At 60.6% G+C, this 23438-nt stretch carries 28 protein-coding genes; 17 read left to right on the forward strand and 11 right to left on the reverse strand.

Annotation, left to right across the window (positions count from 1 at the left end; genetic code table 11):
- The first annotated feature begins 55 nt into the window (after window positions 1–55).
- The 11 genes from SIC17_RS14940 to der all read left to right on the forward strand — a co-directional run bounded on the left by SIC17_RS14940 (window position 56) and on the right by der (window position 7807).
- Window positions 56–466 carry a hypothetical protein gene (locus SIC17_RS14940; RefSeq protein ID WP_291896322.1) on the forward strand — a complete coding sequence of 137 codons (411 nt, stop codon included), beginning with the start codon at window positions 56–58 and terminating at the stop codon, window positions 464–466.
- The gene (locus SIC17_RS14945) at window positions 466–1002 is read left to right on the forward strand and encodes an RNA polymerase sigma factor (protein WP_412545868.1); all 537 of its coding nucleotides are present in this window, start codon (window positions 466–468) and stop codon (window positions 1000–1002) included. The genes SIC17_RS14940 and SIC17_RS14945 overlap by 1 nt, the downstream gene beginning before the upstream one ends.
- Window positions 992–1309, forward strand: a complete 318-nt coding sequence (locus SIC17_RS14950; protein ID WP_412545869.1) for a hypothetical protein — start codon at window positions 992–994, stop codon at window positions 1307–1309. Before SIC17_RS14945 ends, SIC17_RS14950 begins: the two co-directional genes overlap by 11 nt.
- Window positions 1310–1381: 72 nt before the next feature.
- Entirely contained in the window at window positions 1382–1939 is a 558-nt protein-coding gene (locus tag SIC17_RS14955) for an NnrU family protein (RefSeq protein WP_412545870.1), read from the forward strand.
- An 84-nt stretch (window positions 1940–2023) separates the two neighbouring features.
- Window positions 2024–2419: a DUF6249 domain-containing protein gene (locus SIC17_RS14960; protein ID WP_291896317.1), complete on the forward strand. Its 396-nt coding sequence runs from the start codon at window positions 2024–2026 to the stop codon at window positions 2417–2419.
- Between the two features lie 29 nt (window positions 2420–2448).
- Entirely contained in the window at window positions 2449–2991 is a 543-nt protein-coding gene (locus tag SIC17_RS14965) for an RNA polymerase sigma factor (protein WP_291896316.1), read from the forward strand.
- The gene (locus SIC17_RS14970; protein ID WP_412545871.1) at window positions 2988–3338 is read left to right on the forward strand and encodes a hypothetical protein; all 351 of its coding nucleotides are present in this window, start codon (window positions 2988–2990) and stop codon (window positions 3336–3338) included. Before SIC17_RS14965 ends, SIC17_RS14970 begins: the two co-directional genes overlap by 4 nt.
- 69 nt (window positions 3339–3407) lie before the next feature.
- Complete coding sequence (gene panB, locus SIC17_RS14975) at window positions 3408–4235, forward strand: 3-methyl-2-oxobutanoate hydroxymethyltransferase (RefSeq protein WP_412545872.1); 828 nt, start codon at window positions 3408–3410, stop codon at window positions 4233–4235.
- Window positions 4236–4306: 71 nt separating this feature from the next.
- A complete protein-coding gene (locus SIC17_RS14980) occupies window positions 4307–5050 on the forward strand; it encodes a tetratricopeptide repeat protein (RefSeq protein ID WP_291896313.1) in 744 nt (247 codons plus the stop codon).
- Window positions 5043–6416 (forward strand): PQQ-binding-like beta-propeller repeat protein, encoded by a 1374-nt coding sequence (locus SIC17_RS14985; RefSeq protein ID WP_412545873.1) that lies wholly within the window; start codon window positions 5043–5045, stop codon window positions 6414–6416. Before SIC17_RS14980 ends, SIC17_RS14985 begins: the two co-directional genes overlap by 8 nt.
- Window positions 6417–6427: 11 nt before the next feature.
- Window positions 6428–7807, forward strand: a complete 1380-nt coding sequence (gene der, locus SIC17_RS14990) for a ribosome biogenesis GTPase Der (RefSeq protein WP_291896311.1) — start codon at window positions 6428–6430, stop codon at window positions 7805–7807.
- Here the strand turns inward: der and SIC17_RS14995 are convergent, their stop codons facing one another.
- Window positions 7808–8998: a helix-turn-helix domain-containing protein gene (locus SIC17_RS14995; RefSeq protein ID WP_412545874.1), complete on the reverse strand. Its 1191-nt coding sequence runs from the start codon at window positions 8996–8998 to the stop codon at window positions 7808–7810. It abuts the gene before it with no gap.
- 167 nt (window positions 8999–9165) lie between these two features.
- On the opposite strand from SIC17_RS14995, the gene SIC17_RS15000 reads away from it, so the two are divergent.
- Both SIC17_RS15000 and SIC17_RS15005 read left to right on the forward strand, forming a co-directional pair.
- On the forward strand, window positions 9166–9855 hold the full coding sequence (locus tag SIC17_RS15000) for a hypothetical protein (RefSeq protein ID WP_412545875.1): 690 nt from the start codon (window positions 9166–9168) through the stop codon (window positions 9853–9855).
- Window positions 9852–10523 (forward strand): hypothetical protein, encoded by a 672-nt coding sequence (locus SIC17_RS15005; protein WP_412545876.1) that lies wholly within the window; start codon window positions 9852–9854, stop codon window positions 10521–10523. The genes SIC17_RS15000 and SIC17_RS15005 overlap by 4 nt, the downstream gene beginning before the upstream one ends.
- Here the strand turns inward: SIC17_RS15005 and SIC17_RS15010 are convergent.
- The 10 genes from SIC17_RS15010 to rpsF form a co-directional block, all read right to left on the reverse strand.
- Window positions 10520–11224: a prephenate dehydrogenase/arogenate dehydrogenase family protein gene (locus tag SIC17_RS15010; RefSeq protein ID WP_412545877.1), complete on the reverse strand. Its 705-nt coding sequence runs from the start codon at window positions 11222–11224 to the stop codon at window positions 10520–10522. The two genes, SIC17_RS15005 and SIC17_RS15010, sit on opposite strands and share 4 nt — an antisense overlap.
- Before the next feature lie 3 nt (window positions 11225–11227).
- The gene (locus tag SIC17_RS15015; protein WP_412545878.1) at window positions 11228–11956 is read right to left on the reverse strand and encodes an SDR family NAD(P)-dependent oxidoreductase; all 729 of its coding nucleotides are present in this window, start codon (window positions 11954–11956) and stop codon (window positions 11228–11230) included.
- Window positions 11953–13434: an amidophosphoribosyltransferase gene (purF, locus tag SIC17_RS15020; protein ID WP_291896304.1), complete on the reverse strand. Its 1482-nt coding sequence runs from the start codon at window positions 13432–13434 to the stop codon at window positions 11953–11955. The genes SIC17_RS15015 and purF overlap by 4 nt, the downstream gene beginning before the upstream one ends.
- On the reverse strand, window positions 13431–14075 hold the full coding sequence (locus SIC17_RS15025) for a CvpA family protein (RefSeq protein ID WP_291896303.1): 645 nt from the start codon (window positions 14073–14075) through the stop codon (window positions 13431–13433). Before SIC17_RS15025 ends, purF begins: the two co-directional genes overlap by 4 nt.
- Window positions 14076–14087: 12 nt before the next feature.
- A complete protein-coding gene (gene radA / locus SIC17_RS15030) occupies window positions 14088–15464 on the reverse strand; it encodes a DNA repair protein RadA (protein ID WP_291896302.1) in 1377 nt (458 codons plus the stop codon).
- A gap of 62 nt (window positions 15465–15526) precedes the next feature.
- Window positions 15527–16624, reverse strand: a complete 1098-nt coding sequence (gene alr / locus SIC17_RS15035) for an alanine racemase (protein ID WP_291896301.1) — start codon at window positions 16622–16624, stop codon at window positions 15527–15529.
- On the reverse strand, window positions 16605–18074 hold the full coding sequence (locus SIC17_RS15040; RefSeq protein WP_291896300.1) for a replicative DNA helicase: 1470 nt from the start codon (window positions 18072–18074) through the stop codon (window positions 16605–16607). The genes alr and SIC17_RS15040 overlap by 20 nt, the downstream gene beginning before the upstream one ends.
- Window positions 18075–18232: 158 nt before the next feature.
- Window positions 18233–18856 (reverse strand): 50S ribosomal protein L9, encoded by a 624-nt coding sequence (gene rplI, locus SIC17_RS15045; protein WP_291896299.1) that lies wholly within the window; start codon window positions 18854–18856, stop codon window positions 18233–18235.
- A 12-nt stretch (window positions 18857–18868) separates the two neighbouring features.
- Window positions 18869–19123, reverse strand: a complete 255-nt coding sequence (gene rpsR / locus SIC17_RS15050) for a 30S ribosomal protein S18 (RefSeq protein WP_291896298.1) — start codon at window positions 19121–19123, stop codon at window positions 18869–18871.
- A 12-nt stretch (window positions 19124–19135) separates the two neighbouring features.
- Entirely contained in the window at window positions 19136–19489 is a 354-nt protein-coding gene (gene rpsF, locus SIC17_RS15055) for a 30S ribosomal protein S6 (RefSeq protein WP_291896297.1), read from the reverse strand.
- A 238-nt stretch (window positions 19490–19727) separates the two neighbouring features.
- On the opposite strand from rpsF, the gene fabD reads away from it, so the two are divergent.
- The 4 genes from fabD to fabF all read left to right on the forward strand — a co-directional run bounded on the left by fabD (window position 19728) and on the right by fabF (window position 23422).
- Window positions 19728–20681, forward strand: a complete 954-nt coding sequence (fabD, locus tag SIC17_RS15060) for an ACP S-malonyltransferase (RefSeq protein WP_412545879.1) — start codon at window positions 19728–19730, stop codon at window positions 20679–20681.
- Window positions 20682–20993: 312 nt separating this feature from the next.
- Window positions 20994–21731, forward strand: a complete 738-nt coding sequence (fabG, locus tag SIC17_RS15065) for a 3-oxoacyl-[acyl-carrier-protein] reductase (RefSeq protein WP_412545880.1) — start codon at window positions 20994–20996, stop codon at window positions 21729–21731.
- Between the two features lie 158 nt (window positions 21732–21889).
- A complete protein-coding gene (locus SIC17_RS15070) occupies window positions 21890–22126 on the forward strand; it encodes an acyl carrier protein (protein WP_291896291.1) in 237 nt (78 codons plus the stop codon).
- A gap of 12 nt (window positions 22127–22138) precedes the next feature.
- Complete coding sequence (gene fabF, locus SIC17_RS15075; protein ID WP_412545881.1) at window positions 22139–23422, forward strand: beta-ketoacyl-ACP synthase II; 1284 nt, start codon at window positions 22139–22141, stop codon at window positions 23420–23422.
- Window positions 23423–23438: the final 16 nt, after the last annotated feature.

The raw sequence follows: 23438 nt of genomic DNA on the forward strand, positions 1-23438 counted from the left end.
ATACATCCGTGGCGGCAACTCACAGACGAAAACAAACAAGAAAGCGAGGTTTGTCGTGGCAGATTTGTTCGAGAATTACTGGTGGCTTCTGTTCCCGCTGGGCTTCTTCCTGTTCATGGGCTGGGCCAGTTTCATGAGCTACAAGCAGACCAAGGCGAAGATCGACCTGCTCAAGACCTATGCGGCCGCCGGAAAGGAACCCCCGGCTACGCTGGTGGAAAGCTTGGACAAGATTGAAAGTCGTGATCACGCCGACTGGCACGACAAGGATGATGGCAGCGGAGCAGGCGGCAACGCCTTCCTGGTCGTGCTCTTTGTGGGGCTCGGTGCTGTGTTTGCCTATGAAGGGTATGCGGGCATTCTGGGCATGGGCGAGGTCGCCTATTTTGTCTCCATGATCATGGGCGTGATGGCCGCAGCCTTCCTGGTCGGCGGAATCTTCAAGTCGGGCAAGAAGTCGGACTGATGAACCAGGCTCAGACGGATGCGGACCTGGTGTCCGCATCCCTGGTGGGGTCTGATGCAGCCTTTTCACGACTGGTGGACAGGCACCAGCAAGCCCTTCGCAGCTTCTTGCGACGTGTCAGTGGCAATGAAGCCGACGCTGACGAGCTGGCCCAGGAGGTGTTCCTTGCGGCCTGGACCAAGCTGAAGCTTCTGCGGTCGCCGGACAAATTCCGTTCCTGGCTGTTCGGCATGGCCTGGAGCATGAACAAGACGTTCCGGCGTAGCGCCGCCCGGCGGCGGGCGCGCGACGAGGCATGGCAGGACCTCCAGCCGCGAACAGCAACGCCGCAGGACGAGCTGCGGCTGGCCCTGAACAAGGCCATGGCCGAGCTGGGAGAGGATCAACGCGCCGTTGTCGCGCTGTGCCTGGCCGGGGGCTGGACACATGATGAAGCGTCAGGGGCTTTGGATATTCCGCTGGGGACGGTAAAGTCACATGTAAGTCGCGGCCGGGCGCGGCTTGAACAGATACTCGGAGACGGCCATGAGCGGTGAAAACGCACTCGACAGCCTGTTTGCACTAGACGAAGCCCCTGCAGTCGACCCGACTTTCCGGGCCGGGGTGATGCGCGCGGTCGCGCAAAGGCGTTTCAGGATCGAGCTGGCCATTTTCGCAGCGTCAGCCCTGGTCATGCTGATTGTGCTCTTCCTGTCGGGAGACGCGCTGAAGGCAGCAATCACCCAAATCCTTTCCAGCCTGGGTGACGTGGGTATTGTTCTGGTGATCGCAGGCGTGGTGGCCTTTCTGGGACATGCCATCGTCACGCGAACCATCCGCTTGCCGGTGCGCGTGTTTTCCTGATCTGAGCACATGCAAAACTCTTGGTTATGAACTGAATCACCTATAATCGGCGGTCAGATAGGGGAGGCGTTCATGCTTGTACTGGTTGCCGGCCTGGTATTGTTCATCGGCGTCCATTCGCTGCGTCTTGTTCCGGGGGGGCGCGACAAGCTGCAAGCCCAGCTCGGAGAAATGCCCTACAAGTTGGGCTACACAGTCATCTCGCTGGTCGGCTTTGCCCTGATCATCTATGGCAAGATCATCGCGCATCCGCCGGTCGTGGTCTGGTATCCGCCGGAGTGGACGCGTCATCTGGCTTTCACCCTGGTCCCCGTCGCGCTCATCCTGATCGTGTCGGCCTATGCGCCGGGACATATCCGTCGCTGGGTGCGCCATCCCATGCTCGCCGGTACGATGTTGTGGGCCTTTGGGCACCTGGTAGCCAATGGCGAGTTGAGCGCGGTGTTGCTGTTTGGATCTTTCTTCGTCTGGTCGGCAATCACCTTCATTGCGTCCTGGATGCGTGAGACCCCGCCACCCATCGTAAAGGGCTGGGGCGGCGATCTTACCGCCATCATCCTGGGTGTTCTTGCAGCGCTTATCTTGATGAATATACACAGGTATTTGTTCGGCGTGGCGATTATTGGATGATCTGTGCATCCAAAATCGCCCTGACCCGCATCTAATGGTCAGAAACGGCGTGCAGCGCGCCGGTCGAGTACTAGGAGAATAAAAATGGAAATCTCTACTATGCTGGTTGCGATGTCGCCGTTCCTGATGGTTGTTGCCATCGTCTGGATCGCGTTCAATGCAAACACCCAGCGTCGCAAGGCAACGTTGGCCACCATCGAGGAAGCCATTCGTGGTGGTCAGCAAATGACTCCGGATACGATCAAAGCGCTCGGAATGCCGCAGAAGTCTAGCGCCAATGGCGACCTCAAGGCTGGATTGATCCTGATCGCCGTTGCCGCCGGCTTCCTGGTTCTGGGCTGGGCGATTGGCTCCGTGGAAGGTGATCAGGAGGCCATGTTCATAATGCCAGCTATCGCGTCCTTCCCGGGTTTCATCGGTCTGGTTCTTGTTGGGTTCGGTCTGATGGGCCGGAAAAAAGAACAACAGGACGCGGCTTAAGCCGTAATTTGGGAACCGGGATCTAAGTCATGGCGGCATCGGACGAAGAACTCACGGCACTGGTTGTTGCCACGCGCAACAGCGCAGCCTTCGGCGAGCTTGTCCGGCGCCACCAGACCCTGGTCCGGGCCATGCTGCAGCGGATGTGCCGGAACCACGCCCTTGCCGATGATCTCGCCCAGGATACCTTTGTCCGGGCCTTCGAGAAGATCGGCAGTTTCAAGGGCACCGGCTCATTCAAGTCCTGGCTATGTTCGATTGCCTATACAGAGTTCTTGAAGTCAGCCAGGAAACGCAAATCCGCCGACCGTTTGCTGGAGCAATACCAGCAGGGTGCAGAGGAGAGTGAAGCGCCACGTGACATGGGAAATGTCGTAGACCTTGATCGCGCGCTCGCTACACTCAAGGATGAAGAACGTGTTGCCGTCGTTATGTGCTATTCTTGCGGAATGTCGCATTCGGAGGCAGCAGAGGCGACAGGAATGCCGCTGGGGACTGTAAAGTCACACGTGAACAGAGGCCGAGCCAAGCTCCAGGCTTTTTTCACCGAAGCGGAGGTAACTGTGAGATGACCATGGAAGATGCATTTGACGCACGCCTGAAAGCCGCTTTCGCCGCAGCTGCGAAACCGCTTGAAGAAGATAAAAGTGCTGATGCCTTCGCGCAGAGCGTGATCGCCAAGCTCAACAACCCGGATCGCAAGCGGGTGCTGATCCTGGGCGGAGCCGGGTCCACCGGATCGGCGATTGCGGGAACGCAGCTCGAAAGTGTTCTGGGCAATATCCAGATCCCGGCCGAGGGCATTATGGCCAATGCTTCCTTCCTGATGTCACCGGAAACCATGGCCGCTGCCGCAATGGCACTCGCTGCCGGCATGGTTGCTCTGGTCTTGCCTCGCCGGATTCTCCAAGGCGGATAAGCCACTCTTTTGCACTGCAGCATTATCGTCTAGATTGGCGGCTTCAAATTGCTTTGAGGCCGCCTTTTCATGTCTGCACAAACTCAAGTTCGCCGCATTACGGCTCCGGATATTCGTGCCCGCAAGAGCGGTGAGCCGCTGGTCTGCCTGACGGCCTATGACGCGCCGATGGCCCGCATTCTCGATCCGCATTGCGACCTGCTGCTGGTCGGTGACAGTGTCGGCATGGTGGTGCACGGGTTGGACAGCACGATCGGCGTGACGCTGGACATGATGATCATGCATGGCAAGGCCGTCATGCGGGGCTCCAGACGGGCGCTGGTAGCGGTCGACATGCCGTTTGGCTCCTACGAGGCCAGCCCGCAGCAGGCGTTCGAGAACGCAGCGCGTATCATGTCCGAAACCGGTTGCCAGGCGATCAAGATCGAAAGCGGCACCTATGCCGCTGAAAGCATTGCCTTCATGGCAGAGCGTTCCATTCCGGTGGTTGGTCATATCGGGCTTCGCCCGCAGGCAGCGCTGGCCGATGGTGGTTTCAAGGCCAAGGGCCGTACCGATGCAGAGCGCCAGCGTGTTATCGACGAGGCCCGCGCTACAGCCGATGCCGGTGCCTTTGCCATCGTCATCGAGGGGGTGGCAGAAAACCTGGCGGAAGAGATCACTCAGGCGGTCGATGTTCCGACCATCGGGATTGGTGCGTCATCGGCTTGTGACGGCCAGATTCTGGTCACCCAGGACATGCTGGGGGTGTTCGAGTGGACCCCGAAATTCGTCAAGAGATACGACAACATGGCCGAGCGAACCGACGCTGCAGTGGCGCGTTATGCCGAGGAAGTGCGCTCGCGGGCCTTCCCGTCCAGTGCCGAGGTCTACACACTCAAGCGCAAGGACGGTTGACGCCTGTTGCCGCAAGGCGCTGAGACGGCTAGGGTCCGCCCCGAATATCTGTTTCAGGGAGTCTGGCCGAAGTGGTCGATGTTTTTGAAGAAGTCGAAGAAGAGCTTCGCAACGACAAATATCAGGAAGCGCTGAAGAAATGGGGCCCCTGGGTGGGTGGCGCTGCTGCCGCTATTGTCGTGGGCGCGGCTGGTATCCAGTTCTGGGATTACTGGCGCACCTCTCAGCTCCAGGAAAGCTCTGACGCCTATCGTGAAGCTGTCAGCAATTTTGAATCCGGTGAGTTCGCTCTTGCGGATGCCGGGTTTGACACGCTGACCCGCGAAGGAACGTCCGGTTATGTGCTGATGGCACAGATGCGTCGTGCTGAAATTGCCCTCGAGAACGGCGAGAACGAAACGGCGGCCAGCCTGTTCGACCAGATCGCTGCCTCGACCTCTGACCAGATCATCTCCGACATGGCCCAGCTCAAGGCCGTCTGGGCCCGCTGGGAAACGCTCAGCTTCGCCGATGTGGAAATCCGCGTCAGCCCGCTGGCGGGCGCGTCGTCTCCCTATCGCCTGCTGGCGCGCGAAACGATTGGTGCCGCTGCCTTGCGGGCGGGTGATCTCGAGCGAGCCGAGAGCGAATACCAGCTGTTGACCTTCGCACTTGATGCGCCGCAGGGCGTTCAGCGTCGCGGGCAGGAAGCCCTGGCCCTGATCGAGTCCCTGTCTTCGGTCCAGGAAGCGCCTCTCGAGGAAGCGGAAGCCGAAGCGGCGACCGACCCTGTGGACACCCCGGACAATGCTGCTGAGGAAGCCGGCAATGATTGATGTAAAGCGTACGCGTTCTCTTCTTCTCGCGCTGGCCCTGGCGCCGGTTGCAGCCTGTTCCTCACTTCCCGATCCGGGTGATGCGCTGGATTTCATTCCGGGCATCGGAGGTGGCAGTGATGCCCCTGAAGAGACGGCTCCGACGGACGGTCGCATCTCGATCCTTGATTTCGAGGTTGGGCTGCAGACCGGTGCGGAACTGCCGCCTGTCCAGTTGCCGACCGCTTATGTCAACACGGTCTGGCCGGGGCCGGATGGATATCCGACCCATTCGCTGCAGCACACGCAGGCTTCTGGAAACCTGGATATTATGTGGCGCGAAAGTGTCGGGCAGGGCTCTGACAATAGTCACCGCCTGAATTCGCGTCCGGTCGTTGCCGACGGTCGGGTCTTCATGATCGACGCTCGCGGCGAAGTGTCTGCGATTGATGCGGATACGGGCAATCGTGTCTGGTCTCGTCGCCTGGAAGGTCCGAATGAACGCGATCGCATGGCCTTTGGCGGTGGTCTGGCGTTTGATTCCGGCCGTATCTATGCACACGCCGGCTATAATTATTTTGTCGCTCTTGATGCCCAGACCGGCAGCGAGATCTGGCGCAGCGAAATCATCGTACCGTTCCACGGCGCTCCGACGGTGGCTGACGGACGTGTTTTTGTGGCGTCTGACGATAACGAGATGCTCTCGCTCGACGCTGCGACGGGTACGGTGAACTGGACCTATCAGGGCATCGTCGAGACGGCACGCCTGATCACATCGCCAAGCCCGGCAGTTTTGGGTGACATCGTTGTTGCGCCGTTCGCGTCCGGCGAACTGGTCGCGCTTCGGGTCCAGAACGGAAACCCGCTGTGGTCTGACAGCCTGGGCAGTTCCGGGTCCATGACCGCCATGTCCGAGATCAACGACGTTGCCGGCAGCCCGGTGATCGTCGACAACATGGTCTATGCGATGAGCCATTCCGGCACCCTGGTTGCTATCTCCCTGCGCTCTGGCGAGCGTGCGTGGGAATTGCCAGCCGGTGGTCTGCACGCACCGTGGGTTGCGGGTGATTATCTTTATGTTGTCACCACGGAATCCCAGGTCGTCTGCGTCAATCGCCTGAGTGGCCAGGTGCACTGGATCACCCAACTCCAGCAGTTCGAGAACCCGCGCAAGCGTGAGGATCGCATTGCCTGGTCCGGCCCGATCATGGCCGGCGGCCGCGTTTTTGTGACCTCCAGTCATGGCGAAGCTGTGCTTTTAAACGCCTATGACGGTTCGGAGATGCGTGAGTACGATCTGCGTGACGAGGTATATGTCGCGCCCGTTATTGCCAATGAGACGATCTATGTCGTCACCGACGAAGCGCGGGTAATCGCGCTGCGATAGGCCAAAACCGAATGACTGATAATCTGCCCCGCATTGCCGTCGTCGGACGTCCCAATGTGGGCAAATCGACCCTGTTCAATCGTCTGGCGGGCAAGCCGCTGGCGATCGTGGATGACCGTCCCGGCGTGACGCGGGACCGGCGTGAGGCGCGTGGCCGCCTGGGTGAGATGGAGCTGTTGCTCATCGACACCGCCGGTTATGACGATGCCGAGAAGGACGGGCTGGACGCCGAAATGCGCACCCAGACCGAAATGGCCATCCATGATGCCGATGTCTGCCTGCTGTTGATCGATGCCCGTGCCGGCATCACCCCGCTCGACGAGATCTTTGCCGATGTCATGCGCAAGTCCGGCAAGCCGGTGATCCTGTGTGCCAACAAGGCCGAGGGCAAGGCAGGTCTGGGCGGTCTGATGGACGCCTATGCGCTGGGTCTGGGCGAGCCGATCGGCCTGTCCGCAGCCCATGGCGATGGCATGAGCGATCTCTACCAGTCCGTCTACGAAGCGCTGGGTTCGCCCAAGCGTCGTCGCAAGAAGGATGAGGACGAGGAACCGCCGCTGCGCATCGCCGTGATCGGTCGTCCCAATGCCGGCAAGTCGACGCTGATCAATACGCTGATCGGTGAGGAACGCCTGATCACCGGTCCCGAGGCCGGCATCACCCGCGACGCCATCGCCGTTGACTGGATGTGGGATGGTCGCCGCGTGCGCCTGCACGACACCGCTGGCCTGCGCAAGCGCGGCAAGGTCAAGGACCGTCTCGAGCGCATGAGCGCCGCAGACACGCTGCGCGCCGTGAAGTTTGCCGAGGTTGTGCTGCTGCTCGTCGATGCCCAGCATCCGCTGGAGAAACAGGACCTGCACCTGGCCGACATGGCCTACAAGGAAGGCCGCGCTGTCGCGATTGCCATTTCCAAGTTCGACCTGGTGCCCAATCGCACGGCTTTCCTGAAAGAGATGCAGCTGGAGTTCGAACGCCTCCTGCCGCAGATGACTGGCGCGCCCTTGCTGCCGATCTCCTCGGTCAAGAACAAGGGGCTGGATGAAATCATGCCGGCCCTGTCCCGTCTGCACAAGGACTGGGATGCCAAGATCAAGACGCGCGACCTCAATGACTGGCTGCAGGAAATGATCGAGCGCCACCCGCCGCCCTCCGTGGCGGGGCGCCGTATCCGTCCGCGCTACCTCACCCAGACCAAGGGCCGCCCGCCGACCTTCGTGTTGATGTGTTCACGTGGTTATGCCCTGCCGGACAGCTATAAACGCTATCTGATCAATGGCATCCGCGAGGCGTTCGACATGCCCGGCATCCCGATCCGCCTGATTGTGAAGTCAGGCAAGAACCCGTATGCGGACCGGAAGAATCCGGACGCACGGACCAAGCGGACCTGATCACCCAGGCGTCTTCTTCGCCGTTTCCCGATAGGCGCGCGGTGTCATGCCGGTTACCCGTTTGAACGCAGTGTAGAAGGTCGAGCGGGTGTTAAAGCCCACGTCCAGCGCGATGGTCAGCACGGTCTCCTTGCCTTCGGCGATGTGGGGCAGGGCGGCTTCGATGCGCCAGCGATTGACATAGTCGAAAAACGTCTCCTCCAGCGCCTCGTTGAGCGTCTGGGAGACATGATTGCTGGCCACCCGGACATGGCGCGCCAGCTTGGTGAGGGACAGGTTGGGATCCAGATAGAGTCGATCATCCTGCATGGCCTGTTCAAGTCGCTCTGCTATTCGCGCCGCGTCGGTCTCGCTGAGGGCGGATTTCTTGTATTTTTGCAAGTGTTCGACTGGTGACTGCTCCGGCATCGGGGCGTGGGCGGGCTCTGCTGGGGCGACCAGGCCGTTATCCTGTTCCAGTCCGCGAAGGCTGAGGACGAGGATCAGCACCAAAAGCATGACGGGGCCCAGACTGGCGGGAACGTGCAGGCCGCTCCAGACATTGTCCACTATCAGCAAGATGATCGAGCTGCACCAGATTGCAGCGATGGCCAGAATGATGCCGCTAAGCCAGAACAGATCCCGTCCATCCGTATTGGACAGATTGTCCCGCAATAGTCGGCGGTGGCGGATGAGGCGGCGCTGGACGGCGATCCCGTATCCCGCGGAAACAGGCGTCCAGCTGATGACCAGGATGAACAGGACAAGAGCGACCGCTGTGGCGTGATCCGTTCCGTCCAGATCGCCGGAAACGAACATGGCCAGGCGAACCTCTGCCGGCAGCGTGATGATGCTCAGAAGGCCGAGGCCGCCGCACAACGGCGCGATGGCATGTGTCCAGTGAGGTGTGACGGGCGCGCTTTCGGGGGCCTGGGTCAGCGAGAGCGTGTACAGCCAGAACAGTACGGGCAGGGCATAGAGCGCGAACAGTACAACGCTCATGATGACCGGATAGAGCGGCGCAAAGAGTGCCGCGCTGATCGGGCCGGAGGCCAGACCGCCCAGGCAGATAAAGATCAAAGAGAGCCATCGGCTGTGTGGTGCCAGCGCTGCCCTGGAGAGGAGAAGAATGGTGCACAGGCTGGCTTGCCCGAATGCTGCGGCTGACAGGATAAGGGCCAACGGGTCCGGGATGATCGAAAGAGGCATCATACTCCCGCCTTAGACAGGCCAGGGGCCCCTGTAAATGTCTCTCGTGCCCACATGTGTCCAAGCCTGTCGGTCCGGACAGTCGTCTGTCCGGGCGTGCAGGCTTGGGCGCGCGAGTGTTCTGGAGCTGTGAGTGTGTGTGGTGTTTGAAACTACGCAGGATCATTTCGATGCCGATCGACTATCTCAGCCTCGTTCATATCATCACCGGGACGCTGGCCCTGGCCGGCGGTGTGCTTGCTCTTGTCGCGCCCAAGGGGCGCCACTGGCACCGGCAAGGAGGGAGAATTTTCTTCTGGGCCATGCTGGTCTCTGCTATGAGCGGCAGCCTTCTGGGGCTGTTGGAACCGGAGCGTCTGTTGATCACTGCGCTGGCGGGCGTTCTGACCCTTTACCTCCTGCTTTCAAGCCGCCGCGCCGCGCGTAATCGAAGCGGCAGGTTTGAGCGTATGGACGGAGCGCTGTTTGCAGCCGTTGTGGTGTTGATCCTGCTGCTCGCCGGCCTGGGCGGTTTCGCCCTCCAGCAGGCAGACGGACGGCTATTGGGCTTCGCTGGCGAAGACTATTTCATGCTGGCCGTTATGGCGGGGCTGGGCGGCTGTGCGGACGTCACGCTGGTCTTTCGAAAGCAAATGTCCGACCGGCACAGGATTGCGCGTCATCTCTGGCGCATGGGGCTGGCTTTCTTCATCGCCGTCGGCTCGGCATTCACGGGACCCGGAGTGGGCGTTTTCCCCGAGGCATTGCGATCCAGTGGCCTTCTGGCGGCGCCGGAAGGGATAACCGCACTCGTGATCCTGTTCTGGTTGGTACGGACGGTATTCAACCGTCCTCGTCCTGTGCCTGGAGATGGATCATGAGCGAGATAAGCCTGGTTGGGCAAATCCATTTCGCCATAGGAAGCTTGAGCTTGCTGGCGGGTTTTGCCGCATTTCTTCTACCCAAGGGACGCCCGACCCATGTGACTGCCGGGCGGGTCTTTGCGATCAGCATGCTGCTGCTGTGTGCCAGTGGCCTCTACATGAGTATCACGCGGGAAATCGTCTTCACCGTCTTCCTGTCCCTGTTCGCAGCGCATGCGGTCACGACTGGCTGGCTGGCGGCCGTACGACGCTCCGGTCAGATGGGGATGCCCGAGCGGGCTCTGGCTTTGCTGATTGCGGGGGTGGGGCTCGCCAGCCTCCTCACGGGCATGTGGGTGATGAACGCCGCGTCCGGAGAACTGGACGGTCTGCCGCCCGTCGGATTTTTCAGCCTGGGCGGGGTCGCCATCCTGATCGCCCTGATCGATCTCCAGGCACTTGCCCGGCGAATGGTGTCGCCCAAGCACAGGATCGCCCGTCATGTCTGGCGGATGGGTTTTTCCATGTTCATCGCGACATTCATCTTCTTTTTCGGCAATAATCATGTCCTGCCGGAGCTGTTGCGGGCGGAGGTTGTGCTGATCATTCCGGTGCTTGGCGTGGTGCTCGCGACCTTTATCGCATTGGTGCGAGTGCTTGTCCGATCGCGGTGGCTGGTGGACTAGTTCTTGAGGCGGTCCGAGAGGGCCTCGACACTCTCGAAAAACCGCCCGCGCAATTCCGCGGAATAGGGATTGTGTTTCTCGATGGCCCGGAAGAGGGCGTCGCTGTCCTGGGCGACCAGGCCGGCGGCTTCCATCAGGAGGTCGTAGCTGCGTGTGGTGTAGGCGGCCGGGGTGGCGTCGATTTCGGTGATGACCTTGGCGACAAGGTGGGTGAGGCCCTGAACGCGGGCCATGGTCCTGTCATGGGTGTCGGCGTCGGAGACATGGACGTCCAGCTTGAGGCGCTCGGCGAGGAAGTCGCGCTCGCAGCTGACATCCTCGCCATAGGACGGACAGAGCACAATGGGCAGGCCTTCAAGGCCGGTCACGGCGGATTGCGGGCCGAACAGCGGGTGCGTGCCGACGATCTCGCAATGGTCGGGCAGGGCGTCGCGCATGGCCTGCATGGGGCGCAGCTTCACCGAACCGACATCGTAGATCCGGGTGCCCGGCTGGACCAGCGGGGCAAGCGCGGTCGCGACTTCGCCGATCGCCTGGACCGGGGCGGCGATGACGATGCGTTTGCAGGCGGCGACGTCTTCCAGGCTGGCAGAAGCCGTGCGTCCCGGCTGGGCATCATGAATGACCAGGTCGAAATGCGGTCCGAGGTGGCTGCAGGCAAGGCGCCCGAAAGCGCCATATCCGATCCAGCCGAGTTTCATGGATCAGGCCGATTGCAGCGCTTGCGAGAAATCGATGATCTCGCCATGGCGGGTGCAGTCCGGTGAAACCAGCTCGGCAAAGTGCGGCCAGATGTCGGCCGGGGCGGGCAGGGTCATCGGATCCTCGCCCGGAAAGGCCTTGGCGCGCATTTGCGAGCGGACGGCACCGGGATAGACGATATTGATGCGCAGATTGTCCTGCTGGTGTTCATTCGCCCAGGATTTGACCAGGGCATCCAGCCCCGCCTTGGACGCGGCATAGGGTGCCCAGAAGGCGCGTTGCGAGCGCGCGGCACCCGAGGATACAAACACGGCACGACCAGCGTCAGAGGCCAGCAGGGGCGCTTCAAAGGCCCGAATCATGCGGGCAGGCGCCATCAGATTGACACCGACAACCTCGTGCCAGGTCTTGGCCTTGACCTGTGAAGCCGGGGTCAACACACCCAGCGCGCCGGCATTGGCGACCAGGATGTCGAGCTTTTCCCAGCGTTCCATCACGATCTTGCCGAGCTGTTCGATACCGTCTTCAGACAACAGGTCCATCGGCACCAGGGTGGCACTGCCGCCGGCCGCGCGAATGGCATCATCGAGTTCCTCAAGCCCGCCAGTCGTGCGGGCCGAGGCGATGACGTGAGCGCCGGCCTTGGCCAGCTCCAGGGCTGTGGCATAGCCGATGCCACGCGACGCTCCTGTGACCAGGGCGAGGCGTCCGGAAAGATCGATTTGGGTCATGCGTCTACCAGGAGAGAGAGCTGGAATTCCTTGGCCGAGAGATCGCGGTCGTGATCCATCAGGCGCGTGGGATACTGGCCAGTGAAATAGTGATCTGACAACTGCGGCACGCGGTTATTGCGCGGTTCGCCGACAACAGCCTGGTAAAGACCGTCGACAGTAAGGAAGGCTAGGCTGTCTGCCTCGAGCTTTTCAGCCATTTCCTCGACTTCCATATTGGCGGCGATCAGCTCTTTCTGACCGGCCATGTCGATGCCGTAGAAGTCCGGGAATTTGATCGGCGGACAGGCCGAGCGGAAATGCACTTCAGCTGCACCGGCCTCACGCATCATGCGTACAATCTTCAGCGAGGTCGTACCGCGCACGATGGAATCATCGATCAGAAGGACGCGCTTGCCCTTGACCGCTGCCGCATTGGCAGAGTGCTTGCGTCGGACCGAGAGGTCGCGGCGGTCCTGGGTCGGCTGGATAAAGGTCCGGCCGACAAAGTGCGAACGGATAATACCCAGCTCGAAGGGAATACCACTGGCCTCGGCATAGCCGATGGCAGCGGGAACGCCACTATCGGGAACCGGGATGACGACATCGACATCCACCGGGTTCTCGATCGCCAGCTGACGGCCCATCTGCTTGCGTGCCTCATAAACGGAGCGGCCACCAATGACCGAGTCCGGACGGGCGAAATAGATGTATTCGAACGCACAGACACGCGCGGTGCGTTCCGGAGCAAACCGTTCCGAACGCAGGCCATTTTCGTTGACGACCACCGCCTCACCCGGCTCGATCTCGCGCTCGAACGTCGCGCCGACCATGTCCAGGGCACAGGTCTCGGAGGCGAATACATAAGCGTCTCCAATCCGGCCCATCACCAGCGGGCGGATGCCATAGGGATCGCGCGCGGCGACGATGCGGTCATTGATCAGGACCACAAAAGCAAAAGCGCCCTCAATCTGTTTGAGGGCGTGCAGGACACGATTGGTCAGCTTGTTTTTGGTTGATTGTGCGGCCAGGTGGAGCACGACCTCACTGTCGGAGGTGGACTGGAAGATGGCGCCCTTCGAGACCAGCTCTTCTCGCAAGACCCGGGCATTGGTGAGGTTGCCGTTATGCGCCAGGGCGACACCGCCGCCGCGAACGTCGGCATAGAGCGGCTGCACATTGCGCATCACCGACGCGCCCTGGGTCGAGTATCGGGCGTGACCGATGGCACTGCGCCCGGGCAGGCGTTGCGGCAGGTCCGGCGAGGCGAAATTCTCACCCACCAGGCCGAGATAACGTTCATTGTGGAAACGCGATCCGTCATGCGTGGCGATGCCACAGGATTCCTGCCCGCGATGTTGCAGGGCATGCAGGCCAAGTGCGGTCAGGACGGCAGCGTCATCAGCGCCGTAGACTGCAAATACGCCACATTCTTCCTGGGGGCGGTCTGTTTCTGGATCGTAGGTTAGCGTAGCCGGGAATGCCTGATCAGCGCTCATCCATCATCATCCTGGTCATCCGTGGTCGAACCAATGAGGTCATCTAGTCGGTTTCGGTCACGTCTGCCATAAGAAGTGTCATCATTTCTTATTGTTTCTGCAATCGGGTCATCCGCGGCGGCCGGAAGACGGTCGGTTTCGGCGATTCTGGAGGTTTCCGGCGCCAATACCTGCAGCGCTCTCGCCGTGGCGTTGACCACCGGATAAATGCGCGCGGTGGTAACCCAGCTGGGCGGGCGACCGTTCTCGCCAAAGATGGCGGCGATGAAAATCACGCTGAGGCCCAGAAGCACCAGTCCCCTGATTACACCGAATGCAAAACCGAGTGTGCGATCAACGACGTTGACATCCTCGCCCTTGGCCAGGCCGCTCGACAGCGAGCTGGTGACGAAGGTCACCGCCAGATAGATGATGATGAAGACAAACCCGCCAACAGCCAGCGGAGCCAGCCAGTCCGGGTCGATCATGTCGCGAGCAGGGTTGATGAAAGCGGGCAGAGACCACAGCGTGGCCAGTGATGCGGCGACAAAGGCGGTGACTGACAGGGCCTCGCGGACAAAACCACGAACCAGGGCCAATAATCCGGACACCAGGACAATGGTGAAACCGATACCGTCAAATGCACTCAAAGACCCGTCCATCGCGGTGTCTCCTTACTCGCCCGCCAACGCTTTCAGAGTTTGCACCAATTCGAGCGCTGTGGCCACGCTTTGAATGGTCACGTGACCGGCATCACTCTTGGCGGACTCCGGGGCGATGGCCCGTTCAAATCCGAGCTTGGCGGCCTCTTTCAGGCGCGCTTCGCTGCGTCCAACGGGCCTAACATCGCCGGAAAGACTAATTTCTCCGTAAACAACCGTCTTGGCGGGCAGGGCGACCTCGAACGCGGCAGCGACAATGGCGGCGGCAACGGCGAGATCGGCGGCAGGCTCATTGATTTTCAGACCACCGGCGACATTGAGGAAAATGTCGTGATTGCCGAACGATACGCCACAGCGTGCTTCCAGCACGGCCAGCACCATGGCGAGGCGTCCACTGTCCCAGCCGACCACGGCCCGGCGCGGATTGCCAAAAGCGGCGGGAGCGACCAGGGCCTGGATTTCAGAAAGAACCGGCCGGGTGCCTTCCATTCCGGCGAACACGACCGAGCCTGCGGTTCCATCCTCTCGACCATCGAGAAATAGCGAGGAGGGGTTGGCAACTTCGCCCAGGCCCTTGTCGCCCATTTCGAACACGCCGATCTCGTCCGTGGGGCCAAAACGGTTCTTGACCGCGCGCAGGATGCGGAACTGGTGGGAGCGCTCGCCCTCGAAATAGAGCACCGCATCGACCATGTGTTCAACGACACGCGGACCGGCGATCTGGCCGTCCTTGGTGACGTGGCCGACGATGATCACGGTGCAATTGCGTTTCTTGGCATAACGCACCAGCTCCTGCGCACAGGCCCGGACCTGGGCCACGGTGCCGGGCGCTGCCGTTAGCTGGTCTGACCAGAGCGTCTGGATGGAATCGACAACCACAACATCGGGTTTTTCCGATTTCAGCCCGTCCAGGATGTTATTGAGCGACGTCTCGGCTGCCAGCGAAACCGGGGCGTCAGCGAGCCCAAGGCGCTTGGCGCGGCGGCGGACCTGGGCCACGGCTTCCTCGCCCGAGATATAGATCGCGCGGTGTTTGCTCATCGCCAGGCGAGCCATCAGCTGGAGCAGCAGGGTCGATTTGCCGATACCCGGATCACCGCCCACCAGAACCGCGGAACCGGGAACCAGCCCGCCGCCGCAGACCCGGTCCAGCTCTGACATGCCGGAAATCAGGCGCGGCGGTTCCGGCGTATCTGCTCCGAGATCAACCAGATCCAACCGCGCGGCACGTCCGCGTTTCTTGGGCGCGGACGCCTGTGTTCCCAAGGGCGCAGCTGGAGCTTCCTCGACGAGGGAGTTCCATTCGCCGCAATCATCACAGCGGCCCGCCCATTTGGAATGAACTGCGCCACAGGACTGGCACACAAATATCTTATCGCTTCTCGCCATGAGACTCGCTCCGTCGCCCTGACCACAATGTTCTCATTATGTTCTGCTCGTGGCAAGGGGATTTAGCGGCGATAGACCCGGTTGAAACGCAAACCAAGGCGTACAAGCAATTCATAGGAGATCGCTCCGGCATGGTTGGCCAGCGCGTCGAGATCCTCGCTCAGAAAACACACCGGATCACCCGGCCTGGGCTCGCCTTCGTAGTTCGATAGATCCACGGAAATGAGATCCATGGAGACCCGACCCAGTATCGGCACCGCCTGCCCGTTGAGGCGGGCAATGCCGCCTTCGCCACAGGCCCGCAGAATACCGTCGGCATAACCCGCTGCGACAGTTGCTGTCCGGGTCGGTTTGTCCGCGGTCCAGGTGGCACCATACCCAATCTGGTCACCGGGCTGGAGTTTTCGCAGCTGCAGGATGGGCGCCTCGATCTGCACACAGACCTGGAAAGGCGAAGCCGAGGCTGGATTGGGGGCGCCGCCGTAGAGCGCAAGGCCGGGGCGCAGGACATCGAAATGATAGTCAGAACCGAGCAATGTACCGGCCGAATTCGCCAGACTGATCTTGATCTCTTTACCGGAGCGCGCTGCGATCGTGCGAAAACGTTCAAGCTGGGTGGCGTTGAGGGCGTGCTTTGGGTCGTCCGCACAGGCCAGATGACTCAGGTGCTGACGCACTTTGAGCGTCTCTGGGAGGTCGCTGCCCAGATAGGTCTCTGCCTCGCGCGCATCCAGTCCTAGTCGATTGATACCGCTGTCGAAATGGATCGCGCATGGAAGGTCGGGTGCAATTTCGCGCAGCTGCCGGGCCTGACCCAGATCATTGATCACCGGGAAGAGATCAAATTCACGCAGGGCCGGAAGTTCAGCCGGCCAGAAGCCGTTAAAGACGAAGATTTCGGCATCTACGCCTTTCAGGGCACGCCGCGCTTCTTCACCTTCTGACATGTGCGCCACGTAGAAATGCTTGCAACCCGCATCGGCGAGGGCCGGAACCACTTCGGTCGCGCCCAGCCCATAGGCGTTTGCCTTTACGACAGCACCCACGGCCGAGTGCGGGGCCATGGCCTGCAACGTCTTGTAATTGGATTGTATTTTCGCGAGATCGACGATCAGGCGTGGCGCGGGCTGGGGCAGTCGATCAATATTCCGGTTCGTCAAAACGCGTCTCGATATCGTGGAACTTCGTACGGGCACCGTCGAACGCCACCTTGGCCGTTCCGATTGCCCCGTGACGCTGCTTGCCGATGATGACTTCGGCCAGTTTCTCGATCCTGCGGAATTCTTCTTCCCAGGCCAAGTATTCCGGCGTGTCCTCACGCGGCTTCTCGCGTTCCTTGTAGTACGCTTCACGATAAACGAACATCACCACGTCTGCATCCTGCTCGATCGAGCCGGATTCACGCAGGTCCGAAAGCTGCGGCTTCTTGTCTTCCCGCTGCTCCACCTGACGCGAAAGCTGGGAGAGGGCGATGACAGGAACATTGAGTTCCTTGGCCAGTGCCTTGAGGTTCTGGGTAACGTCGGAAATTTCCTGTACCCGGCCTTCACCGCTCTTCGAGGACGTCACCAGCTGCAGATAGTCGACCACGATGAGATCCAGGCCATGTGTCCGCTTGAGCCGTCGAGCACGAGCAGCCAGTGCGGAAATGGGCAGGCCACCGGTATCGTCGATGAACATCGGCAGGCTCTGGATTTCCAGCACCGCGTCGCGGATTTCCTCATACTGGGTGGCGTCAATCGTACCCTGGCGGATCATATAGCCGGGAATGCCGGTATAGTCTGCGATCAGACGGGTCGCGAGCTGTTCGGCGGACATCTCGAGTGAGTAGAAGCCGACCACGCCGCCATTGACGGTTTTCTTGGTGCCGTCCGGCTGCATCTCGAACTGGTAATTCTTGGCGACATCAAAGGCGATATTGGTGGCCAGCGAGGTCTTACCCATTGAGGGGCGACCGGCCAGGATAATGAGGTCTGACGGGTGGAGACCGCCGAGTTTCTCGTCCAGCGCTTTCAGGCCGGATGAAATACCTGACAGGCCACCATCACGCTCATAGGCAGCCGCAGCCGTCTCGATGGCTTCGGCCAGGGCCTGTTTGAAGCCGACAAAACCGCGGGAAGAGGAGCCTTCCTCGGCGAGATTGTAGAGCTTCTGCTCGGTGTGCTGGATCAGTTCGCGCGGTTGGGCATCTGATTGCTGGGTGGCATTGTTGGACAGCTCGTCACCAATGCGGATCAGCTCGCGGCGCAGGGCCAGCTCATAGACGATGCGCGCGTATTCCTGTGACGCCGCGCTGTCGGCCGCGCTTTCGATCAGTACGGCCAGATAGGTTGCGCCACCGATTTCCTTGAGGCCGTCATCGCGCTCGAAATGGGTTTTCAGGACCACGGCATCGGCCAGTGAGCCCTTGCCGATCAGATCGGTCGCCGTCTCGTAGATGCGTGCGTGAACCGGATCATAGAAATGCTCCGCCTTCAGCCAGTCCGCGACCCGGTGGAAGACTTCATTGTCATAGAGCAACGCTCCCAGAAACGCCTGTTCAGCGTCCAGATTGTGCGGGGCGGTATCCAGTTCAGGTTCGGTGTCGAAGGGAAGAAGCGCGTTTTCCATGGACCTTACCTAGCCCGATCCGGGCACGCGCGGCGAGGGCTGATATCGCTTGTCCACGGGGAAATCCCGACCCTGTTGATAAGTGTGGATAATCACCCTGCAACGAAAAAGGGCGGCTCATGTGAGCCGCCCTTTCAGGTCGAGTGGAACCGGAGGAATTATTCCTCGGTTGCAGCCTCTTCAGCGTCAGCTGCCGGAGCGGCGCCGCCGAATTCGTCGTCTTCACGCTCGGCATTGGCTTCATGCAGCTCGGCTGCCTGGGCGTCTGCGATAGCGCGTTCTTCATCCGCTGCCGCTGCGACAACGTCCTCACCAGCAGCCTGGCGCTCGGCTTCGTCTTCGGAACGGGCGACGTTGATCGTCACGTTCACGGAAACGTCGGCGTGCAGGCGGATGCGGACTTCGTGCAGACCCAGGGTCTTGATCGGTGCGTTGATCGCGACCTGACCACGGGACACGGAAACGCCGGCTTCAGAGATCATCTCGGCGATGTCACGGGAGGTGACAGAACCGTAGAGCTGACCGCTTTCGCCTGCCTGGCGGATCAGAACGAAGCTTTCGCCGTCGATCTTCTCGCCATCGGTGGCAGCAGCTGCTGCACGCTCGGCATTGCGCTTTTCCAGGGCTTCACGCTCGGCTTCGAACCGGGCCAGGTTGGCTTCGGTTGCGCGCAGAGCTTTTTCCTGCGGCAGCAGGAAGTTGCGGGCGTAACCCGGGCGTACGGTGACGACGTCACCCATCTGGCCCAGATTTTCAACGCGTTCCAGGAGAACCAGTTTCATCGTCAGTTCTCCTTAGTCGGCAGCGTACGGCAGGAGAGCCAGCTGACGGGCGCGCTTGATGGCGCGAGCCAGTTGACGCTGTTTCTTGCCGGAAACTGCGGTGATGCGGGACGGAACGATCTTGCCACGCTCAGACATGTAGCGAAGCAGGAGCTTGGGGTCCTTGTAATCGATCTTCGGTGCGTTTTCACCGGAGAACGGGCAGACCTTGCGGCGACGCATGAACGGACGGCGTGCCGGGATATTGGAGATGTTTCCAGAAGACATTCTCGGCGCTCCTTAGTTACGTTCACGACGACCGCGACGATCGTCTTTCTTGGTCAGGATGGCGGACGGCGTCTCGACGTGCTCGTCAACACGAACCGTCATGTGACGGATGATGTCTTCGGACAGGCGCTGCAGACGGTCCAGCTCGTCGATCACGTCAGCAGAAGCGTCGATGTCGATGAGGCCGTAGTGACCTTTGCGGGATTTGTTGATGCGGTAAGCAAGATTGCGCAGACCCCAGTATTCGGTCTTGCCGGTCTTGCCGCCTTTTTCCTCGATGAGGGTTTTGACGTCCTCGATAAGGGATTCCATCTGTGCCGGCGACATGTCCGGGCGAGCGATGAAAATGTGCTCGTAAAGTGCCATTTCGGCTCCCTTCAAGTCGATTGCGGCGCAGACCAAGCCGAAGGGTCGGGCAGGTCCGCGGTGGCTCCGGCCTCCATGCCTCACCCCATGTGAGCCATATAAAGAGGGCGGACCGCAATCACGCGAAGCGCGGGCTTTATCCGATCTTGTGAGCACATTCAAGCCGCAAGGATGCTTGCACACCTCATGGAATATTGGCTATCGAGCTTTCACACCCAGTTCAGGGGAGGAAATTTAAATGAAACTCGCCTTTGTTTTTCCCGGTCAGGGCTCCCAGGCCGTTGGTATGGGCCAGGAACTTGCCGACAACTTCGCCAGTGCCAAGGCCGTTTTTGACGAGGTCGATGCGGCCCTGGGCCAGGACTTGTCCGGCCTGATGGCCAATGGCCCCATTGAAGATCTTACACTGACCGAGAATGCGCAGCCCGCTCTGATGGCTGCCAGCCTCGCGGTCATGCGGGTCCTGGAAAACGACTTTGACGTAAACGTCACGGCGGCCTCCTTTGTGGCCGGCCACAGTCTTGGTGAGTATTCAGCACTGGCAGCAGCAGGCTCCCTGTCCATCGCGGATGCGGCCAAACTGCTCAAACTGCGCGGCCAGGCCATGCAAAAAGCGGTTCCGGTCGGCGAGGGCACGATGGCGGCGCTGCTGGGCGCGGACGAGGATCTCGCGGCCCAGGCGGTTGCAGCAGGCCAGACGGCCGGTGTCTGCGGCATCGCCAATGACAATGCCCCGGGCCAGATCGTGATCTCCGGTGCGACCGCTGCCATCGAGGCGGCGATTGCCAAGGCAGGCGAGCTGGGCCTGAAGAAGGCCATGAAACTCCCGGTCTCCGCACCGTTCCATTGCCCCATGATGCAGCCGGCAGCTGATGCCATGTCTGAAGCCTTGGCTGCGGCAACGATCAATGCGCCCGCAGTCCCGGTTGTTGCCAATGTCACCGCGCGCCCGACCAATGATGTAGAGACCATTCGCCGCCAGCTGGTTGAACAGGTCACCGGCCGGGTTCGCTGGCGCGAGAGTGTCATGTGGATGGTCGAGGAGGGCGGTATCACCACGCTCGCCGAAGCCGGCGCGGGCAAGGTGCTGTCCACCATGCTCAAACGCACTACTAAGGACGCCAAAGGCCAGCCGCTTAACAGCGCTGCGGATCTGGAAGCATTTGCTGCGGCTTTGAAGGAAGAGGCGTAGTTCTCATTGACGCGCGATGATGGTTTGATCTCCGGCGTTACGAAACGAGCGATGCACTTGGCGGCGCTCGGGATCGGTTGGTCAAACCTGTTGGGTGTCCTGCTGATCGCTTATTTCGGTCGAGACTCAATCGCGTTATCAATCGGCATATTGATTTTCATTGGCCTGGGTATTGTCTATCTCGCCGTCTACAGGCGTTTGACCGGGATGGAACCACCATTCCCGCGACCGCTCTGGCTCTACTGTTTGGTCCTGTTCGCTGGCGGGGTGTTCCTCGCAGCAAATCTCCAAGCGAGAACGAAGGAGTTCTTGATGTTTGATCTTACCGGCAAGAATGCCCTTGTGACCGGCGCGACCGGCGGTATTGGCAAATCCATAGCCAAGGCGCTGCACGCGCAGGGCGCGACCGTGGCCCTGTCCGGCACGCGTGAAAACGTGTTGGCCGAGCTGGCTTCCGAGCTGGGCGAGCGCGCGCACGTGCTGCCCTGTAACCTGTCTGACGCGGAAGCCGTGGACGCGCTGCCGAAACAGGCGGCCGAAGCGATGGGCTCGCTGGACATTCTGGTGGCCAATGCCGGCATTACCAAGGACCAGCTGTTGATGCGCATGAAGGACGAGGACTGGGACCAGGTTCTCCGCATCAACCTCGACAGCTATTTCCGCCTGTCCCGCGCAGCCCTGCGCGGCATGATGAAGGCCCGTCACGGCCGCATCATCGGCATTACGTCCGTTGTGGGTGTCATGGGTAATCCGGGCCAGTCCAACTATTGTGCCTCCAAGGCGGGCATGATCGGCTTTTCCAAGTCGCTCGCCCAGGAAGTCGCCGCACGCGGCGTCACCGTGAACTGTGTGGCTCCGGGCTTCATCGCTTCGCCGATGACAGACGTGCTCAATGACGAGCAGCGCTCGGCCATCCTGAGCAAGATCCCGGCAAATGATCTGGGCAGCGGTGATGACATCGCGTCCGCAGTTGTCTATCTCGCCAGCGCCGAAGCCGGTTACGTGACAGGCCAGACCCTGCACGTAAATGGCGGTATGGCGATGATTTAATTGAAACCTGCGGGTGCCGTATACGGCAGCTTCGCTAGCCACGGCGAATGAAGTATGCTAGGTGCCCGCGCATCTTCGGGAAAGTACGGTAAAACCTGACTTCCCGTCCTTTCCTGCATCGCTATAGTCATGGCGATGAATCACTATGAGGGTCTGAAATGTCTGACGTTCTCGAGCGCGTAAAGAAAATCGTTGTTGAGCATCTTGATGTCGATGCGGATAAAGTCACCGACAATGCAAGCTTCATCGATGATCTGGGCGCTGACTCCCTGGACAATGTTGAGCTGGTCATGGCTTTTGAAGAAGAGTTCGACATCGAAATTCCGGATGATGCAGCAGAGCACATCCAGAAAGTCGGTGATGCTGTGAAGTTCATCTCTGAAAAGGTCGGCTAACTGACCCACGCCATGCGTCGCGTCGTTGTCACGGGGATTGGGCTCGTTACCCCACTGGGCCAGGGTCAGGATGCCGTTTGGAAACGGTTAATTGACGGTGAGTCCGGACTGGGGCGGATCGAGCACTTTGAAACCGACGATCTGGCTTGCCAGATCGCCGGGCTTGTTCCCCGTGTAGACGGCCGCGGTGGCGGCTCTGCGGATATGCAGGGCGTTTTCGATCCGGATGCGGTGATGTCACCGCGTGAGCAAAAACGGATCGACGACTTTATCCTCTACGGCATCGCCGCAGCGGATCAGGCTCTCGCCGACAGTGGCTGGGAGGCTGAAGATGACGCGGCCCGGGAACGGGCCGGCGTCATGATCGGATCGGGCATTGGTGGTCTTGAGACCACATATGATGCCTCGATCACGCTCCACGAGAAGGGGCCGCGCCGTCTCTCTCCCTTTATTATTCCAGGCATGCTGATCAACCTCGTCTCGGGACAGGTATCCATCAAGCACGGCCTGAAAGGTCCTAACCACGCGGTCGTTACGGCTTGTTCCACGGGCGCCCACTCCATCGGGGACGCGGCTCGCCTGGTTGCCCGCGGGGATGCGGACATGATGGTTGCCGGTGGTGCAGAAGCCGCCGTTTGCCGCCTCGGTATTGGCTGTTTCGTATCGCTCAAGGCGCTGTCGACCAATTTCAACGATGACCCGACTGCGGGCTCGCGCCCCTATGACAAGGACCGCGATGGTTTTGTCATGGGAGAAGGCGCCGGCGTGGTCGTGCTGGAAGAATACGAATCGGCCAAGGCGCGCGGCGCCAAGATCTATGCCGAAGTGAAAGGTTACGGCCTTTCCGGGGACGCCTATCACATCACCGCGCCGGCAGATGACGGCAATGGCGGGTATCGCTCCATGCAGGCCGCGCTCAAGGATGCCGGCCTGAATGCATCTGACATCGATTACGTCAACGCGCACGGCACCTCGACCCCGTTGGGCGACGAGATTGAGCTGCGCGCTGTCGAGCGACTTTTCGGCGGAGCCTCCGATGATCTGGTGATGTCCTCGACCAAATCGGCGATCGGTCATTTGCTGGGGGCAGCCGGCGCTGTCGAGGCGATTTTCTCGATCCTGGCCATGAAACACGGCGTCTGCCCGCCAACGCTGAATCTCGACAACCCGTCCGTCGACACCGACATCAATCTGGCTGCCAAGGCGCCGGTTGAGAAATCTATCAGCGCTGTACTGTCGAATTCTTTTGGATTCGGTGGCACAAATGCTTCGGTCGTGTTTGTAGCGGCTGACTGACCGCATTCGGGGAATA

Origin of the sequence: Maricaulis sp. MIT060901 (assembly GCF_047123815.1) — a bacterium.
In the GTDB taxonomy this organism is placed as follows: Bacteria; Pseudomonadota; Alphaproteobacteria; order Caulobacterales; family Maricaulaceae; genus Maricaulis.